Here is an 18053-nt window from a genome sequence, read left to right on the forward strand (position 1 = left end):
CCCCGTGCGGTGCGGCCCTCCTCTACAGCTTCTCGGCGCGGGCCTGGAGCACCTCGTGGACGGCGGCGATGTCGTCGGGTGAGCTGCGCGACGCCAGCCAGTACATGATCCCGGTGGGGATGAAGAAGAGCTGGAAGGCGGCCAGCCCGACCGCGTAGTTCAACGGCGGCGGGAAGGCCGCCCGCAGGCCGTGGAAGGCCACCCCGACCAGGCCGTTGCCGGCCGCCCGGCCGACACCGTTGACGAGGTTGCCGAGGCTGTAGACGGTGCCCCGGTGCTCCGGCGGGTTGACGTCGGCGATGAGCGCGAACCAGTTCGGCGAGTTGGCCGAGGTCAGCGCCAGCGCCACCACGGCGGTCAGCAGGCTGAGCCCGACCGTGGGCTCGCTGAACACGCTGGCCAGCACCGCCGCGACCACCGCCCCGGAGCCGGCGTCGTCGGGCACGTCGATGCGGATCGGCACGAAGAACAACACCAGGTAGAACGGCAGCGCCGCGAGGACGCCGATCGCCGCGACCCGCGCCCGGCCCGAGGGCGTACGCCGCTGCAGCGCGTCCCCGGCCAGCCCGCCGACGATCGAGAAGACCCCGCCGAGCTGGAACAGGGTGGCGAACACGCTCCCCACCACGACGGCCGTGGCCGGCGAGTACCCCTGGTCCTTCGCCCGCTCGGCGAACAGGACCGGCAACCACACCAGCGAGCCGAAGGCGGCCTGCGCGGTGAGGCCCTGGAGGATCAGCCACCGGTTCGTCCGCCGGGCGAGGATCCGGGGCAGGTCTGCCCGGGTGATCCGGTAGTCGTACTCGGCGCCGCCGGCCAGCACGTCGGCCAGCTCCGGCTCGCTCTCGCCCCGCCGGATGTCGAAGGTGAACAGGTACGCGACGGTGGCACCGAGACCGACGACGGGCAGCAGCAGGAACGGCCGCCGCCAGTCGGCGGCACCGAGCAGCCCGCCGACCAGCGTCCCGGCCAGCGTGCCGACGCCCTGGGACAGGCCCCAGAAGCTCATGACGAGGCCTCGGCGGCGGGGCGAGATGAGGTCGGTCACCACGGAGAAGCCGACCGAGCCCACCGCGCCGAGCCCGACCGCCGCGAGCAGTTGGGCGGCGAGGAAGGTGGGGTAGGTACCGGCGACCGCGCTGCCGCCGGTACCCAGCGCCCAGATGAGGGTGCCGACCATCAGGAGCGGCTTACGGTTGGTCCGGTCCCCGACGTACGCCCAGCCGACCGCGGCGACCGCGCTGACCAGGAAGCTGACGGCGGTGACCAGGCCGAGCAGGCGCTGCGGGACGTCGAAGGCGTCGGCGATCGGCCCGTAGAGGGGTGGCACCAGGCCGATCGCCACGTTGTCCAGCGAGGCGAGCACCACGAAGACCACGACGCTGTAGATCCGGTGCGTCGCGCTCCCACGGTGGCGGGTACGGGTGCCGGTCATGTCCGGCAGCCAACCAGGCCCGGGGTGACGGCCCAACGACGACCCCCTCCGTTCCACCCCGTGCCCGAGCCGGCGCCGCACTGAGTTACGGCGAGTAGTCGAGGGCTGGCCGTCGACAGGGTGCCGCGCCCCCCTTTGCTCTGCAGCCCTATGCGCGCCGGTGACCGAGGGTCATTGGCGCGTATCAGGGTGCAGAGCAAAGCGGCGAGAAGAGGGTGTCGACTGTTGTCGAGTGATTCTCCGACATGCCTGGTCAGCCGGCCAGCGGCTCCAGGCCCACCTGTGGACGGGTCGCCGACGACACGAATCCGACCACAGAGCGTCATCCCTGAAGATGCCACCCGTCAAACTACGCAACGTGACGTCGCTGTGCCCGACGTGTCAGCGGTCCGGCGTGGACGCCTCTCGGTCGAGGATCCGGTCCCGGGCCGCCCCATACCGGTCCCGGACGGCCGGGACGGAGGCGCCCGCGTACTCCTCCGCGCCGGCGACCGCCCACTCCGGCGGTGCCGCGCCGCCGAGGGCGACCCAGGCGGCCTGGCGGGCCGCCCCGTCCGCGACGTACTCCCCGAGCGGCGGGACGACCACCGGCCGGCCGAACACCTGCGGGGCGATCCGACGCACGGCCGCCGAGCGGGCACCGCCGCCGACCAGGATGACGCGCTCGGCGGTGGCTCCCTGCGCGAGCAGCGCGTCGAGTCCGTCGGCGAGCGCGCAGAGCATCCCCTCGACGGCTGCGCGGGCCAGGTGGGCCGGGGTCGCGGTGTGCAGGGTCAACCCGTGCACCGCACCGGTTGCGGTCGGTCGGTCCGGGGTCCGCTCCCCCTCCAGGTAGGGGACCATCACCAGCCCGTCGGCGCCGGGCGGGGCGGCCAGCGCCAGGTCGCCCAGCTCGTCCAGCCCGACCCCGAGCATCGTGGCGGTCGCGTCGAGGACCCGGGCCGCGTTCAGCGTGCAGACCAGGGGCAGGTACCGGCCGGTGGCGTCGGCGAACCCGGCGACCGCCCCGTCCGGGTCCGCCGCCGGGGCCTCCGCCACGGCGAACACCGTGCCGGAGGTGCCGATCGAGACGACCACGTCACCGGGCCGGGCGCCGACGCCGAGCGCGGCGGCGGCGTTGTCGCCGGCCCCCGGGCCGAGCCGGGCCGCCGCGGCGGCACCGCCGAGCACGCGAGGATCGAGCTGGCCGGCGACCTCGGCCGGGCCGAGCACCCGGGGCACCGTCACGACGCGGCCGAGCGCCTGTTCCAGCAGGTCGGGCCGGTACTCACCGGTCGCCGGCGACCAGTAGCCGGTGCCGCTGGCGTCGCTGCGGTCGGTGACCAGCCCGTCCAGGCCGGGCGCTCCCGCCAGCCGCCAGGTCAGCCAGTCGTGCGGCAGGCAGACGGCCGCCACCCGGTCGGCGTTCGCGGGCTCGTGCCGGGCCAGCCAGCGGAGCTTGGTGACGGTGAAGCTGGCCACCGGCACGGCGCCCACCGCGTCCGCCCACGAGCGCCGGCCGGTCTCGCCGCCGCCCGCCTCCGCGATCAGGTCCGCGGCCGCACCCGCCGACCGGGTGTCGTTCCACAGCAACGCCGGGCGGACCACCGCGCCGGCCTCGTCGAGGCACACCATGCCGTGCTGCTGCCCGGCCACCGAGATCGCCGCGACGTCGGCGAGCCCGCCGGCGGCCGCCACGGCCTGGTCCAGCGCCGACCACCAGGCGGCCGGATCGACCTCGGTGCCGTCCGGGTGCGGAGCCCGGCCCTGGCGGACCAGGGCACCGGTCTCCGCGTCCCGGACGACGACCTTGCAGGACTGGGTGGACGAGTCCACCCCTGCCACGAGCGGCATCGTGGCCGCCTCAGCGGGCGCCGAGCAGGTGCTCGACGGCGAGCTGGTTGAGCCGGACGAAGCCGAATCCCCTGGCCGCGGCCGCGTCCACGTCGAACTGCTCGAACGCGGAGGTGTCGGCGAGCAGCTCGGCGTAGCCCTCCCCCGGGGCGAGGGTCGGCGTGGCCAGCTCGGCGACCCGGCTCGCGGCGAGGGCCTCGGCCACCTCCGGGTCCGCCCGGAAGGCCGCGGCCCGCTCCTTGAGCAGCAGGTACGTGCGCATGTTCGCCTCGGCCGACGCCCAGACGCCGGTCATGTCCTCGGTGCGGGAAGGCTTGTAGTCGAAGTGGCGCGGCCCCTCGTACGCGGGACCGCCGGCCGGACCGCCGTGCTCCAGCAGGTCCACCAGGGCGAACGCGTTGAGCAGGTCGCCGTGGCCGAAGACCAGGTCCTGGTCGTACTTGATGCCGCGCTGACCGTTGAGGTCGATGTGGAACAGCTTGCCCTGCCAGAGCGCCTGGGCGATCCCGTGGGCGAAGTTGAGCCCGGCCATCTGCTCGTGGCCGACCTCCGGGTTGAGGCCGACCAGCTCCGGGTGGGCCAGGGTGGAGATGAACGCCAGCGCGTGCCCGACGGTGGGGAGCAGGATGTCGCCGCGCGGCTCGTTGGGCTTGGGCTCGAGGGCGAAACGCAGGTCGTAGCCGCGGTCGACGACGTACTGGCAGAGCAGGTCGACGCCCTCCCGGTAGCGGTCCAGCGCCGCCTGCACGTCCTTGGCGACGTCGTACTCGGAGCCCTCCCGGCCGCCCCACATGACGAAGGTGCGGGCACCCAGCTCGGCGGCGAGGTCGACGTTGCGCAGCACCTTGCGCAGCGCGTACCGCCGTACGTCGCGGTCGTTGCTGGTGAAGCCGCCATCCTTGAAGACCGGGTGGGTGAAGAGGTTGGTGGTGACCATCGGTACCACCAGGCCGGTCTCGTCGAGGGCCTTGCGGAACCGGGCGATGTGCTGGTCACGGGTGGCGGCGTCGACGCCGAACGGGATCAGGTCGTCGTCGTGGAACGTGATCCCGTACGCGCCCAGCTCGGCGAGGCGGTGCACCGCCTCCACCGCGTCCAACTCCGGTCGGGTGGCGTCGCCGAAGGGATCGCGGGCCTGCCAGCCCACCGTCCAGAGACCGAAGGAGAACTTGTCGGCGGGGGTGGGACGGGGTGCCATGGCAGACCTCCGGGAGTGTCGTCCGCTATTTGTTCAGTGGTTGAATTATTTGACCGACCTGTGACAGTGTCAAGTGGTGAGCCGACCCGACTCCCCCGCCGGCGCGGTCCGGCAGGCCAGCCTGCGCGAACTCAACCTCGCCCTGGTGCTGGGCCGGATCGCCGCCGCCGAGCGACCGCCGTCCCGCGCCGACCTGGCAGCCGAGACCGGCCTGACCAGAGCCACCGTCTCCGCCGTCGTGGAGGACCTGCTCGCCGGCCGGCTGGTCAGCGAGGCGGACCCGACGCCCCGCAACGGCGCCGGTCGACCCGCCCGGGGCCTGGTGCCGGCCGGCGACGGCCCGGCCGGCCTGGGCCTGGAGGCGAACGTCGACTACCTCGCCGCCTGCGTCGTGGACCTCGCCGGGAGGGTCCGGCACCACACGGTGCACCGCGCCGACCTGCGTCCCCTCTCCCCCGCGGACGCACTCGCCGGCCTTGCCGAGCTGGCCGCGGCCGCCCGCGCCGACGCCGCCGACCAGGGCCTCACGCTGGCCGGGGCGGCGCTGGCGGTGCCCGGCCTGGTGGACGAGGCCGGACTGGTCCGCCTCGCTCCCAACCTCGGCTGGCGGGACGTGGACGTGCCGGCCCTGCTCGCCCGGCACCCGCCGCTGACCGCCCGCGTCGAGGGCGTACCGCCGCTGGTGGTCGACAACGAGGCCAACCTGGCCGCCCTCGGTGAACTGCACGCCGGCCCCGCCGTGCCGGCCAGCTTCCTGCACATCTCCGGTGAGGTCGGCATCGGCGCCGGCATCATGCTCGACGGCACGCTCTTCCGTGGCGCCCGTGGCTGGAGCGGCGAGATCGGTCATATCCCGGTCGACCCCGCCGGCCACCCCTGCCGATGCGGCGGGCGGGGCTGCCTGGAGCGGTACGCCGGGCAGGAGGCCGTCCTCGCCGCCGCCGGGCTGGCCGGCGCGGACCTGCCGGCGGACACCGCCTCGGCCCGGCTCACCGAGCTGGCCGGCGCCGGCGACCCGGCCACGCTGCACGCGCTGGCCGAGGCCGGGACGGCCCTCGGGGTGGCGGTCGCCGGCGTGGTCAACCTCCTGGACCTCGACACCGTGGTCCTCGGGGGCGGATACGCCCGACTGACCCCCTGGCTCCGGCCACCGGTGCTCGCGGAGATCTCCCGTCGCGTCCTCACCGCCGCCTGGTCGCCGGTCACCGTACGGCCGGCCGTGCTCGGCTCCGAGGCCGCGGTGGTCGGCGGGGCCGGCTCGGTGGTTCGCCGGATCCTCGCCCGACCCGCCGGCTGGCTGGCCCACCCCCGCTGAGCCGCCTCGTCCTGCACGGGCGACCAGCCGACCGTCTCGGTACCCTTGCAGCGAGGCAAGCACAGCGACCCGAGGGAGTGCGCGACCAGCATGCGCAGAGGGCGACAGGCCGAGGCGCCCGGCGACCGGCGGTGACCACGGCCCCACGCGACGGCGTCACCGGGCCGGTCAGCGGCGGTCGGGCGGTCCAGTCGGGTTCCCGACGGACGCCTGCCGCCCCGCTGCCGGCGGACGCCCGCCTCGTCCGCGAGCTGCTGGACGGGCTCGCGGAGGCCGTCGTGACGACCGACGCCGGCGGAACGGTGACCCTGGTCAACGCCATGGCGACCGCGCTCCTGCCGGAGGTCGTACCGGGCGCCACCCTGCTCGGCTGCACACTCCCCGCACTCGCCGACGCGGTGCGCGACGGTGTGGAGGGCTTCGAGACCGACCACCACGGGCGGCGGCTGCGCGGGGTCCGCCGCGACCTCGCCGGCGGTCGGTACGCCTGGTACGTCCGGGACGTCACCGAGGAGCACGCCCGCACCGACTCCCTGCTGGCCGAGCGCGCCCGCACCGCGTTCCTCGCCCAGGCCGGCAGCCGCCTCGGGATGTCCCTGCACCGCGAGCAGACCCTGCGCACGACCGCCACCCTCGGTGTCCCCTACCTCGCCGACCTGGCCGTGGTGGTGCACCGCGTGCCCGCGCCCGCCGAGGACCTGCCGCACTGGGTCCGGTACGCCCAGGGCGACCCGGCGCCGGTCACCGGAGTCGCCCCGGCGACCCTCACCGAGACGGTGCCGGGGCTGGCCGACGCGCTCGACGGCCATCTCACCGACCCCAGTCCCTGGCTGGACGCACAGCTCGCCGGCCTGGCCGCGCTGCTCCCCGAAGGCTTCGGGCGGCCCGGCACGGTGCTGGTCAGCCCGATGCTCAGCGCGGGACGCCCGGCCGGCGCCCTGGTGCTGGTCCGCACCACCGGACGCGCCGACTTCGACGAGCGCGACATCGAGCTGGCCCGGGAGTTCGCCGCCCGTGCCGGAGCCGCCCTCGGCACCGCCGAGCTGTACGGCGAACAGGCACACCTCGCCCGGGTGCTGCAGAACAGCCTGCTCCCGCCGGATCTGCCGCCCGTGGCGGGCGTGGCCCTGGCCGGGGGCTACCGCGCCGCCGGGGACAGCCTGCGCATCGGTGGGGACTTCTACGACGTCTTCCCGACCGCGAAGGGGGCGATGTTCGCCCTCGGCGACGTCTGCGGCAAGGGCGTCGGCGCGGCCGTACTCACCGGGCGGGTCCGCCAGTCCCTCCAGACGCTGCGGCTGGTCGAGCAACGGCCGCTGGAGCTCATGCGGCTGCTCAACCGCGCGCTCTTCGACACACCGGACGCGGTGCGCCGCAGCCAGTTCACCACCCTGCTGCTGGGCGGCCTGGAACCGGAGCCCGACGGTGCCGTACGGGCCCGAATCGCCGGCGGCGGCCACCCGTCCCCGCTGGTCGTCCGGCCCGACGGCACGGTCACGCCGGTCGCGGTCGGCGGGATGCCGGTCGGTGCGCTCACCTCCGCCCGCTTCGCCCAGGCCGAGGTCCGGCTCGCACCTGGCGAGTTGCTGCTCGCGTACACCGACGGGGTGACCGAGGCCCGGGGCGGGCCGCGCGAGACGGAGATGTTCGGCGAGCAGCGGCTGCACCGGGCGCTGGCGTCGGCCGCCGGGCTGCCCCCGGCGGCGCTGGTCGACCGGCTCCTGCAACTCGTCGACGAGTGGCTGAACGGGCAGGGCCACGACGACATCGCGATGCTGGCCATCTGCCCGACGGCGACGACCTGACCGACCCGACCCCGTACGGCGAGGCGCGGGTGACGGCGTGGCTCCCGTCGACGCGGACGGGGCCGGGCTCAGGCCGTCCTGACCGCCGGCGGCTCGTCGGCCCGCCACTCCGGGGCCGCGATCGTCAGCTCCGGGCCGGCGATCGTGTGCTCCGCGCTCCCGCGCTCGTCGGCCGTCCGCGGCTCGACGTAGGCCAGCGCGGCGTCCTGCCGGCGTGCCGCGTCGTCGAACTCGCGCAGGCCCGTCAACAGGGCCTGGGCGCCGTCCGGCGACATGTCCGCGAGAATCGCGGCGAGCTGTTGTCTGCGGTGGTGACGCAACTCGGCGAGGAGCTGGCGGGCCTCCCCGGTGAGGTGCAGCGAGATCTCCCGACGGTCGAGCCGGCCGGGCTCGCGCTCCAGCATGCCGGCGGCCACCAGGCGGTCGCAGAGCCGGCTGGCCGAGGAGAGCAGCATGCCCATTCGGTTGGCGAGCCGGCGCAGGTTGATGCCGTCGTGCTGCTCCACGACCATGACCACCCGTAGTTGGGCGCCGGAGACACGGCTGGTCGTGCTCTCGCGCGCCGCCTGCCAGACAGCCACGAGAGCACCCGCCGCAGCATCGAGCTCGGCAGCCATACTCGTCTGGGGTCCCGGTGGACCGTGCAGTTCCGCCATGGTGCGCCCGAGAGTACCCCGAATTCGGCGGACTCTGGGCTTGTGATCAAGGAGCAGGTATGAGTGAACCGGTCAACTGGGCACGACGAGTGCTCAACGAGGCGCCGGCCGACCTCCTGCTCGACCGGATCTCCTCGATCCTGACCGCGTCCTACCAGGCCGAGCGGGTGGAACTGCTCCAGGTCGACTACCGGTTGTCGGTGCTGCTGCCACTGGGCGAGGGCGAGCCGGTCACCGGCCCGGGGCACCCGGCGTGGCGGTGTTTCGACCACCAGACACCGATCGTCGCCGACACGCACGTGTACCTCCCGGTGTCGATGCGCGGCGAGCGGCGCGGCGTGCTCCGCGTGGGGCCGGCACCGGACGACGCGGCGGTCATCGACGAGTTGGCGGAGATCGCCACCGCCCTGGCGCACGAGATCGAGGCGGTCACCGGAGGCACCGACGTCTACCGGGCCGCCCGCCGTACCCGCCGGCTGACCCTCGCCGCCGAGATGCAGTGGGAGATGCTCCCCGGGCGCAGCCGGGTCCGCCCGTCGTTCAGCCTGGCAGGCCAGCTGGAGCCGGCGTACGCGGTGCGCGGCGACAGCTTCGACTGGTCCGACGACGGCGACCGGGTGTGGCTGGCGACGATCAACGGCATGGGCGAGGGGGTGTCCGCCTCCATGCTCACGGCGCTGGCCACGTACGCCCTGCGTAACGCGCGCCGTGCCGGTCTCAGCCTGGCCGACCAGGCGTCGCTGGCCGACCAGGCGGTCTACGACCTGCACCGGGGCGACCAGCACATCTCCGCGCTGCTGCTGGAGCTGGACCTGCGCTCGGGGGTCCTGACGGTGGTCGACGCCGGGTCGCCACGGCTGATGCTGCTGCGCGACGGTGACGTCCGGGAGCTGCCGCTGGAGGCGCAGTTCCCCCTCGGCATGTTCGAGGGCACCGACTACCGGGAACAGCACGTGACGCTGCACCGGAACGACCGGCTCTTCGTGGTCAGCGACGGGGTCATCGACGCGACCGGCCACGACGTCCGGTACGGCGAGACGGCGCTGGAGCGCTTCCTGCGCCGCACCGGCCCGATGGAGCCGTTGGAGGCGGTCCGTTCACTCCTCGGCGACCTGCGCGCCTTCGTCTCGGGCGACCTGGTCGACGACGCGGTGGTGGTCTGCCTGGACTGGACCGGTCCGCAGCCCTGACCGGCCGCCGCAGGGGCACCGGCGCGGGCAACTCCCGCCGCGGTCAGTACGCCCCGCGGCTGTTCACCACCGCGCCGAAGGTCTTCCACAGGATCGTGAGGTCCGCGGCGAGGGACCAGTTCTCCACGTAGTAGAGGTCCAGCCGGATGCCGTCCTCCCAGCTCAGATCCGACCGACCGCTGACCTGCCAGAGCCCGGTCATGCCGGGCTTGACCAGCAGCCGGCGGGCGACGTCGCCGTCGTAGCGGGCGACCTCGGACGGCAGCGGCGGTCGCGGGCCGACCAGACTCATCTGCCCGCACACCACGTTGACCAACTGCGGCAGCTCGTCCAGCGACCACTTCCGCAGCAGCCGGCCCACCCGGGTGACCCGGGGGTCGTCGCGCATCTTGAACATGAGGCCGTCGGTCTCGTTGCGGGCGGACAACTCGGCCAGCAGCGCGTCGGCGTTGACCACCATGGTGCGGAACTTCCAGACGCCGAACTCCCGGCCGCCCTGCCCGACGCGGGTCTGCCGGAACAGCACCGGTCCCCGGCTGTCGACCTTGATGGCCAGCGCGATCACCAGTAGCAGCGGCGCCAGCAGGGCCAGCGCCAGCGAGGAGGCGGCCCGGTCGACGAAGCCCTTGACCAGCTTGCGGGCGCCCCGGAATTCCGGCGCCTCCACGTGGATCAGGGGCAGGCCGGCGACCGGACGGGTGTGGATGCGGGGGCCCGCCACGTCGGTCAGCGCCGGAGCCACCACGAGGTCGACCCCGGTGCCCTCCAGCTGCCAGCCGAGCCGGCGCAGCCGGGTGGCGGTCAGCTCACCGGAGGCGGTGACCGCCACCGTGTCCGCCCCGATGGCGGTGGCGGCCTCCGGGATCCCCCGGAACGAACCGACCACCGGCACGTCGCCCAGCCGCTGCGGCACCGGCGCGAGCAGCGCGTCCGGGATGCAGGCACCGACGACCTGGTAGCCGGCGTACGGCTCACGGCGCAGCGTGTGCACCAGTTCCAGCACGTGCGCGGTGTCGCCGACCACCAGCACCTTGCGCGACCAGCCGGCACCCCGGGACCGGGCCCGGTGCAGCCGCTTGCGGGCCGCGAACCGTGCCACCTCCAGGCCGACCGTGCCGACCGCGAAGGAGATGGCCAGGAAGCCCCGGGAGACGCCCACGTCGGCGATGTAGCCGGCGATCGCGATGCCACCGGCCAGACGCAGGCTGGCCGCGGAGACCCGCCGGTACTCGTCGGCGCCGTAGCCGAGCACCTGGTCGTCGTAGCAGCGCAGCGCCTTGAGCGAGATCAGCCACGCCAGCACCAGGCCGGGCGCCACGATGACGTACGGGATGTCGGAGCCACTCGGATCGCCGTTGCGGCCGAAGCGGGCAAGGTAACCGACGAGCACGGCGAGGACCAGCACGGCGGTGTCCAGCACCACCAGCGACCGGACGTAGGTCCGCTCGTCGGAGCGGGACAGCCGACCGGGCGGCGGGTCACCGGGACCCGACCTCCTGGTGGGGGTCAACAGCGTCGACGACGTCACCGGACCTCCCCACATAGATCGCGGACCGCCCCGGTCCACCGGCCGGGCTCACAGGTGAGCGGCCGTGCCAGAGCGGTACCACATACTGCATCGACAACTATGCGTATCGATTGCTTCCGACGTATTGCCGTCAGTTTGCAAAATCCGAGGACTGCTCGGATCGAGCCCGCCGTAGGATCGCACCCCCACGGCGGGCTCGCCACTTCGCTCCGGACTCAGTTACCGGACTTCCGCAGCGCGATCGCCTTCAGGAAGATCGCGCCGATGCTGTTCGGGTCCTCGGTGACGAACGGGCCGCCACCGGTGACGTCGGTGATCGCCTTCAGCTCCGCCTTGCTGACGTCGCTGCCGATGCCGATGAGGACGACCTGCACCGGACGCTCCGGATCCTTGATGGCCTCCAGCTGGGCCACCAGCTGCGCCTGGCTGATGCCGTTGTCGTCGTCGTTCTTGCCGTCGGTGAACAGCACGATCGAGTTGACCTGACCCGGGTCCCAGTTCTCCTGGACCCTCTTGTACGCCTCGAGCACCGTGTCGTAGAGCCCGGTGTCTCCGTCGGACGACTTGATCCCGGCCAACGCCTGCTCCAGCTGGCCCCGCTGGCCGGACAGCGGCCCGATGTCGACCAGCTCCCGGAAGTCCTTGTTGCCGTCGAGCTTGGTGGAGAACGTCCAGAGGCCGATCTGCCAGGAGTCGTCGAACAGGTTCAGGCCGCGCTGGGCCGCCGCGACGGTGACCTGCTGACGGGTGGCGTTGTTGGCGGTCGGCACCTTCGCCTTCATCGAGCCGGAGACGTCGATGATGCAGAGCATCCGGCCGGACTGGGTGGCGATGGACCAACTGGACACGGCTCGCTCGATCGCGCCCGGATCCAGGTCACCGGCCGCCCCGCCGCCGTTCGACGGGGGGTTCGCCGTTCCACCGGCCGGGCTCGGCGCGCCGGGCGGCGCGGTGAAGCCCTCGCCCCAGTTGCCGTCCGGCGCGCGCAGCGACTGCGCCGCCAGCCGGTTACGGAAGGCCGGCGTGGTCAGTACCTCGAACAGCACCCGGGCGGCGGAGGCCTTCGCCGGCTCGATGCCGGGCAGCACCGCGTACGGGTAGTCCAGCGGGATGGACGCCGGCTCCAGGTAGAGCGCCGCGAGCGGTACCGGCGGCTTCTTGTTGTTGTACGCGATCACGTCCTCTTCGGAGAGGGCAGCCGCGCCGAGGGAACGGGCGATCGTGGTCGGGTCCTCGGCGGTCGGGAACTTCGCCACCAGGTCCTGCCGCAGGTTCGACCGGCCGGTGGCCAGTGCCCGCAGCGCCCCGACCGTTTCCTTCTGCGCGTCCTTGCCGGCGCTGGCGGCCGTGGTCAGCGAGAGCAGCCCGGAGAGGCCGGCCGCGTCCCGGGTGGGATCGACGATGCCGGTCTTCAACGGCTTGCTGCTGTTGACCCGCTGGACCAGGTTCACCCAGCTCAGCTTCTTCTCCGGCCAGCCCAACTGGGTGGCGATCGGCTGCGGCATCGCCACGACCACCGGGCTGCGCGCGATGGACGACCCGTTACCCGGATCGAAGGCGGTCGCGCCGCCGGTCTTCAGCCGCAGCAGCCAGGTGGAGGAGTCGGGTACCCACACGTCCGGGCTGACCGCCGTGCCGCTGGCCTGCCCCACACCGGCGAGGGTCGCGCCGTGCTTGGCGGCGACGGTGGCCGCCACCTCGACCGGCTCGGAGGCGGAGACCGTCACGTCGATGCAGGTCCCACCGACCGCGGCTCCGTCCTGCTCCCACTGGGTGGCGGCGGCGTCGACGGCCGGGGCGAGCTCGGTCGCCACCGCGACGGCGAGGTCGATCTTCCCGGAGCAGTCGGACTGCGCCAGCTGCTGGTAGCCGAAGTAGCCGCCGGCGGTGACGGCGAGTACGCCGACCGCTGCGGCAGCTCCGGCGGCGTGGACGTTGGAACGCATGCGATGGCGGCCTGCTGACACGCTGACCATCTTGCGGACCCATCGCCACAACTGCCACAACCGTTCGGACGAAAGTTACGCAGGAGAAACAGTTGATCGCCGTTTCGTCACTGTGGGTAGCCAGTCGGGCGCAAGACGTGGCGAAACGCGCAAAGGATTCACGGACGTACACAGGTCGGGCTCGGCACGGGGACCGGTTCCCCGACGGCGGTCGGCACACCGGTCGCCGGATCGACCTGGAAGACCCGGACCATGTCGGCCCGCTCGTCCGCCACGTACAGGTGGGATCCGACCAGCGCGAAGTGCCGTGGCCACTCCCCGCCCGTCTCCACTTCAGCCACCAGTTCGGGCAGGGTGCCCTCGACCGCGAAGACCGACACCGTGCCGACGCCACGGTTCGCCACGTACAGGAAACGACCGTCCGGGCCGACCGCGATCTCCGACGGTTGGACGTGCCCGGTCCGCCCGCTCGCCTCCACACGCCCGCGCTCGTGCAGCGCGCCGTCGTCGGTCAGCTCGTACGCGCCGACCGAACCGTCCAGCTCTCCCACCAGCCAGCAGCGACGACCGTCGGGGTGCCGGGCGAGGTGCCGGGGGCCCGTCCCGGCCGCCGTCCGCACCCGTGGCCCCCGGGGAACGAGACGGCCGGAGCCGGCGTCGAGGTCGTACCGGTAGATGGAGTCGGTGCCCAGGTCGACCGCGAGCAGCGGCCCGCGCCCGGGGGCCGGGGTCACCATGTGGGCGTGCGCGTGCTCCTGGCGCTCGGGGTCGGGGCCGTGCCCCTCGTGCCGCACCAGGTCACTGCGCTCACCCGGCACCCCCCGCTCGTCGAGCGGAAGCACCGTCACGCTGCCGTCGCCGTAGTTCGCCACGAACAGGTGCCCACCGCCCGGCGCGACCGCCAGGTGACACGGCGCGGCACCGCCGGTCAGCCGGACGCCGAGCAGGTCGAGGTCGCCGTCCGCACCCACCCGGAAGGCACTGACCTCCCCCGTGGGCAGCTCGTTGACCGCGTACAGCACGGGCAGGCGGGGGTGCCGGACGAGGAACGACGGCGACGGGGTGGTCGCGACGGTGCCCAGGGGCGTCAGCGCACCGGAATCCGGATCCCGGCGCGCCGCGACGATGCCCGTGCCCCGCCCCCCGCCGTGCGCCGTGTAGCCGCCGATGTGGACGATCGCACCCTGACCTGTCACCGGACCCGCCCTCCGCCGAACTCCTCCGTCGATCCAACCAGAGGCTTCCCGATCCGCCGGTCCCGCACACGGAAAACCGCGGCTTTTCCGGCGGTGGGCCGACCCAGCGGGTCAGACCGCGGGTACCGGCTCGCCGCGCTGTCGGGCCACATGCTCGACCAGCGCGATCAGCACCCCCTTGCCGGACTGCCGCTCCCGGGCGTCGCAGAGGACCAGCGGCACGTCGGGGTCGAGGTCCAGCGCCTGGCGTACGGTCTCCAGGCTGAACCGACGGGAACCGTCGAAACAGTTCACGCCGACCACGAACGGGATCCCCCGCTCCTCGAAGTAGTCGATCGACGGGAAGCAGTCGGCCAGTCGCCGGGTGTCCGCCAGCACCACCGCGCCGAGCGCCCCGAAGGCCAGCTCGTCCCAGAGGAACCAGAAACGGTCCTGCCCCGGTGTGCCGAAGAGATAGACCTGCAGGTCCTCGTTGATCGTGATCCGCCCGAAGTCCATCGCCACCGTGGTGGTCGACTTCGTCTCCACACCGGAGGTGTCGTCGGTGCCGATACCGGCGCCGGTCAACACCTCCTCGGTCTGCAACGGCCGGACCTCGCTCAGCGCGCTGACCAGCGTCGTCTTCCCGGCGCCGAAGCCACCGGCGATCAGGATCTTCAGCGCGAGCGGGATCCGCCTGTCGGGCCCGTCAGAGCGCACGGAGTCCATCGACCACCGCCTTGAGGATGTCGTTGTCGGGCAGGTTCGTAGCGGCCGGCGGCTGGTGCACCGTGATCAGCCCCCGGGACAGCAGGTCGCCCAGGAGCACGCGGACCACACCCAGCGCGAGGTCGAGGTCGGAGGCCAGTTCGGCCACCGGGACGGGCCGGGCGGCCAGTGCCACCAGCCGCCGGTGCTCCGGCTGGAGGTCCGGGTGACCGGTCGGGTCGGCGTCCGGCTCGGCGAGCACGTACGCGACCAGGTCGAAGCGGTGCGAGGACCGGACCCGGCCGCCGGTGAGCGTGTAGGGACGCACGACCGGGCCGGCGTCGTCGTCCAGCCACTGGTGCGGCGTCCCGGGCGACTCACCCCGCATCGGCGCCCCCCGCCGTCGACCGGGCCGGGACCGTCAGGTTCTCCCCCACCCGGGTCACCAGCATCGCCATCTCGTACGCCACCAGGCCGATGTCCGCGTCGGCCTCGCTCACCACCGCCAGACAGCTGCCCTGGCCGGCGGCGGTGACAAAGAGGTACGCCGACTCCATCTCCACCACGGTCTGGCGTACCGGACCGCCCACGACGTGCCGGCTGGCGCCGCGCGCCAGGCTCGCGAAACCGGAGGCCAGGGCGCACAGGTGCTCCGCGTCGGACCGGTCCTGGCCGGCGGACGCGCCGAGCAGCAGCCCGTCCGCGGACAGCACGACCGCCTGCCGCGCGGGCGGCACCCGTTCCACCAACTCGTCGAGCAACCAGTCCAGGTCGCCGCTCTGCTTCGTCGGATGCCGCATCAGGCGTCCCTCTCGGTCGTGGTGGGGGTTTCGGTCCGGGTGCCGGACTCGGCGGCGGGAGCGCGACCGGCGGCCGACCGACCGCGCGCGGTGCCGGCCTGCAACGCGGCCATGACGCGCCGCGCCTCGTCCGGGGAACGTGGAGTGGCCGTCTCGACGACCGACTGCCGCACCGTCGGCCCGTCGATCACGGGCACCGGCGCCGAAGTGCCGTCGGCCGGCGGACGTCCGGCCGGCAGGGCGGCCTCCGGGGTGGCGTCGACCGCCGGGGCGACGGTCGGGGACAGCGTCGACGGCACGCCGGGACCGGGCGCCCCGGCGGCGGGACGGACGGGGCGGCTGCCGGGTGCGGCCCGCCGTACCCGTCGGGGCAGACCGTCGACCTCGCCGGTCACCTCGGCCGGTGCGGGGTCGGCGGGGACCGCCGCCTCCGACGCGACGGTGACCGGGGCCGCCGGCGCCGGCTCCTGAGGCCGGGCGGTACGTGGCCGCGGCACCGTCCTCCTCCGGGCCGCGGTGGCGGCCGTCCCCGCGTCCTGGTCGACGGGGAACGCCGGCTCGTCGGTGACCAGGTCGGAGGGGATGAGCACCACCGCGGTCAGTCCGGAGGTGGCCGAGGGGCGCAGCCGCACCCGGACCCCGTGCCGGGCGGCGAGCCGCGCCACCACGAACAGGCCGAGCCGGGCCGTCTCGGACGGGTCGAACTCCGGGGACCGGGCCAGCCGCCGGTTGGCGTCCTCCAGTGCGGCCGGCGACATGCCCAGGCCGCGGTCGCTGACCTCCACCACGTATCCGTTGGCGACGTGGTGCCCGGAGACCTCCACCCGGGTGTCCGGCGGTGAGAAGGCGGTCGCGTTCTCGATCAGTTCGGCGAGCAGGTGCATCACGTCACCGACGGCCCGCCCGGACGTCCCGGCCGGCGCCACCGTGGCGATGTCCACCCGGTCGTACGACTCCACCTCGCCGATCGCGCCGCGGATCAGGTCGAGCACCGCCACCGGCTGCCGCCACCCGCGACCCGGTGCGGCACCGGCCAGGATCACCAGGTCCTCGGCGTGCCGCCGCAGCCGGGTGGCGAGATGGTCGACGCGGAACAGCTCGGCCAGCTCGTCCGGGTCCTCGGTGCGGCGCTCCATCCGGTCCAGCAGGGCGAGCTGCCGGTGCACCAGCCCCTGGCTGCGCCGGGCGATGTTGAGGAAGACCTGGTTGAGCCCGCGCCGCAGCGTGACCTCGTCGACCGCCGCCTGTACGGCCGTACGCTGCACCTCGGTGAAGGCGCGTCCCACCTGGCCGATCTCGTCCGCGCCGTACTCCAGCGGCGGTGCCTCGCGAGCGACGTCGACCTCCTCCCCGCGGCGCAGCCGGGCCACCACGTCGGGCAACCGGTGGTCGGCCGTCTCCAACGCGACCGTGCGTACCTCGGTGAGCCGGCGCGCGAGGGAGCGACCGACCCGCAGTGCGACGACGACCGAGACCACGACGGCGGTCAGGCCCAGCAGTCCGGCGACGACGAGCCGCCCGAGGATGCGCACGGCCGTCGGTACCGACCGTTCGGCCAGCCCGTCGGCCTGGTCCAACTCGAACTCGCGCATCGCCTGCTGGACCCGGTCGTAGCTGGCCGCCCAGGTTTCGGCGGCGACTGGGGGCCGGGACCGTCCGGGGGCGGCGACCACGCTGTCCAGCATGGTCCGCAGCCGCCCGAAGGGCTCCTGCTCGGTCAGCCGCTGGTATGCCGCCCGCTCCGCCGGCGGCAGGTCGACGACCGCGGCCTCGGCGAGGTAGCGGTGGTTGGCGGCGGCCTGGACGACCTGGGTGTGCTCGCCCTCGGCGAAGCGGCCGGAGGCGAACGCGCCGGCCAGCAGCGCGTCGACCTGCCCGAGCAGCTCACGGGATCGGCCGAGCCCGGTGAGCGCCAGCGCCTGCCGGTTGAGCTCCCCGTCGGGCACGGCCGCCATCGCCGCGAACGCCTGGAAGGCGCCGGTGATCATCCCGCTGTAGAGGCCGACCGCGCCGGCCCGGTCCATCTGCCGCCGGTCGATGAACTCCCGGCCGGCGGGCAACGCGTCCAGCGCCACCACGAGCTGGTCGAGCCGGGTGTCGAGGAGGTCGCCGGCGGCGTCCCGCAGGTCGTCGCCCGCGATCTTGCGCCGCAGCTCGGTGACCGCCCGGTCGGTCCGCTGCCGCTGCTCGACGAGGTCGGGCAGTTCGGCCGTGCCGGAGAGCTGGATCACCGACAGGCGCCGTTCCCGCTGCAGCTCGGCCACCACGGTCTCGCCGGGACGGCCGAGGTCGTACAGGAGGGTGCGGGCGGCGAGCAGGTCGAGGGCCGGGCCGAAGGTCAGCGTGGTCGCGAAGATCCAGAGCGCGAGCAGCGCGGTCACCGGGACGACGACCAGCGCGGTCAGCTTGGAGCGGATCGGCCAGTCGCGGGTGTTCAATCAGACCTCGCCCGGAAGGTGTGGCT

14 protein-coding genes are annotated in these 18053 nt (G+C 73.8%); 3 read left to right on the forward strand and 11 right to left on the reverse strand.

What is annotated here, in order from left to right:
* Positions 1–22: 22 nt before the first annotated feature.
* From ACTMSW_RS25675 to xylA, 3 genes are all read right to left on the reverse strand, one after another.
* The gene (locus ACTMSW_RS25675; protein ID WP_441183241.1) at positions 23–1435 is read right to left on the reverse strand and encodes an MFS transporter; all 1413 of its coding nucleotides are present in this window, start codon (positions 1433–1435) and stop codon (positions 23–25) included.
* Between the two features lie 381 nt (positions 1436–1816).
* Positions 1817–3268 (reverse strand): xylulokinase, encoded by a 1452-nt coding sequence (xylB, locus tag ACTMSW_RS25680; protein WP_441183242.1) that lies wholly within the window; start codon positions 3266–3268, stop codon positions 1817–1819.
* 10 nt (positions 3269–3278) lie between these two features.
* Positions 3279–4466 (reverse strand): xylose isomerase, encoded by a 1188-nt coding sequence (gene xylA / locus ACTMSW_RS25685; protein WP_441183243.1) that lies wholly within the window; start codon positions 4464–4466, stop codon positions 3279–3281.
* A gap of 76 nt (positions 4467–4542) precedes the next feature.
* On the opposite strand from xylA, the gene ACTMSW_RS25690 reads away from it, so the two are divergent.
* A complete protein-coding gene (locus tag ACTMSW_RS25690; RefSeq protein WP_441183244.1) occupies positions 4543–5781 on the forward strand; it encodes an ROK family protein in 1239 nt (412 codons plus the stop codon).
* A 131-nt stretch (positions 5782–5912) separates the two neighbouring features.
* Positions 5913–7586, forward strand: coding sequence for a SpoIIE family protein phosphatase (locus ACTMSW_RS25695; RefSeq protein ID WP_441183245.1), 1674 nt, complete (start codon positions 5913–5915; stop codon positions 7584–7586).
* Between the two features lie 68 nt (positions 7587–7654).
* Here ACTMSW_RS25695 and ACTMSW_RS25700 read toward each other — a convergent pair whose 3' ends face one another.
* The gene (locus ACTMSW_RS25700) at positions 7655–8167 is read right to left on the reverse strand and encodes a MarR family transcriptional regulator (protein WP_441183246.1); all 513 of its coding nucleotides are present in this window, start codon (positions 8165–8167) and stop codon (positions 7655–7657) included.
* 134 nt (positions 8168–8301) lie between these two features.
* On the opposite strand from ACTMSW_RS25700, the gene ACTMSW_RS25705 reads away from it, so the two are divergent.
* The gene (locus tag ACTMSW_RS25705; RefSeq protein ID WP_441183247.1) at positions 8302–9432 is read left to right on the forward strand and encodes a PP2C family protein-serine/threonine phosphatase; all 1131 of its coding nucleotides are present in this window, start codon (positions 8302–8304) and stop codon (positions 9430–9432) included.
* Between the two features lie 43 nt (positions 9433–9475).
* On the opposite strand, the gene ACTMSW_RS25710 is transcribed toward ACTMSW_RS25705, so the two are convergent.
* The 7 genes from ACTMSW_RS25710 to ACTMSW_RS25740 all read right to left on the reverse strand — a co-directional run bounded on the left by ACTMSW_RS25710 (position 9476) and on the right by ACTMSW_RS25740 (position 18027).
* A complete protein-coding gene (locus ACTMSW_RS25710; protein ID WP_441183248.1) occupies positions 9476–10960 on the reverse strand; it encodes a sugar transferase in 1485 nt (494 codons plus the stop codon).
* Positions 10961–11175: 215 nt separating this feature from the next.
* Positions 11176–12927 carry a substrate-binding domain-containing protein gene (locus ACTMSW_RS25715; RefSeq protein WP_441183249.1) on the reverse strand — a complete coding sequence of 584 codons (1752 nt, stop codon included), beginning with the start codon at positions 12925–12927 and terminating at the stop codon, positions 11176–11178.
* A 137-nt stretch (positions 12928–13064) separates the two neighbouring features.
* Positions 13065–14102, reverse strand: a complete 1038-nt coding sequence (locus ACTMSW_RS25720; protein WP_441183250.1) for a lactonase family protein — start codon at positions 14100–14102, stop codon at positions 13065–13067.
* A gap of 111 nt (positions 14103–14213) precedes the next feature.
* Positions 14214–14810, reverse strand: a complete 597-nt coding sequence (locus ACTMSW_RS25725) for a GTP-binding protein (protein WP_441183251.1) — start codon at positions 14808–14810, stop codon at positions 14214–14216.
* On the reverse strand, positions 14791–15177 hold the full coding sequence (locus ACTMSW_RS25730) for a DUF742 domain-containing protein (protein ID WP_441183252.1): 387 nt from the start codon (positions 15175–15177) through the stop codon (positions 14791–14793). Before ACTMSW_RS25730 ends, ACTMSW_RS25725 begins: the two co-directional genes overlap by 20 nt.
* Entirely contained in the window at positions 15167–15589 is a 423-nt protein-coding gene (locus tag ACTMSW_RS25735; protein ID WP_441183253.1) for a roadblock/LC7 domain-containing protein, read from the reverse strand. The genes ACTMSW_RS25730 and ACTMSW_RS25735 overlap by 11 nt, the downstream gene beginning before the upstream one ends.
* Positions 15589–18027, reverse strand: coding sequence for a nitrate- and nitrite sensing domain-containing protein (locus tag ACTMSW_RS25740; RefSeq protein WP_441183254.1), 2439 nt, complete (start codon positions 18025–18027; stop codon positions 15589–15591). The genes ACTMSW_RS25735 and ACTMSW_RS25740 overlap by 1 nt, the downstream gene beginning before the upstream one ends.
* Positions 18028–18053: the final 26 nt, after the last annotated feature.

Origin of the sequence: Micromonospora sp. BQ11, assembly GCF_052068135.1 — a bacterium.
Classification (GTDB): domain Bacteria; phylum Actinomycetota; class Actinomycetes; order Mycobacteriales; family Micromonosporaceae; genus Micromonospora.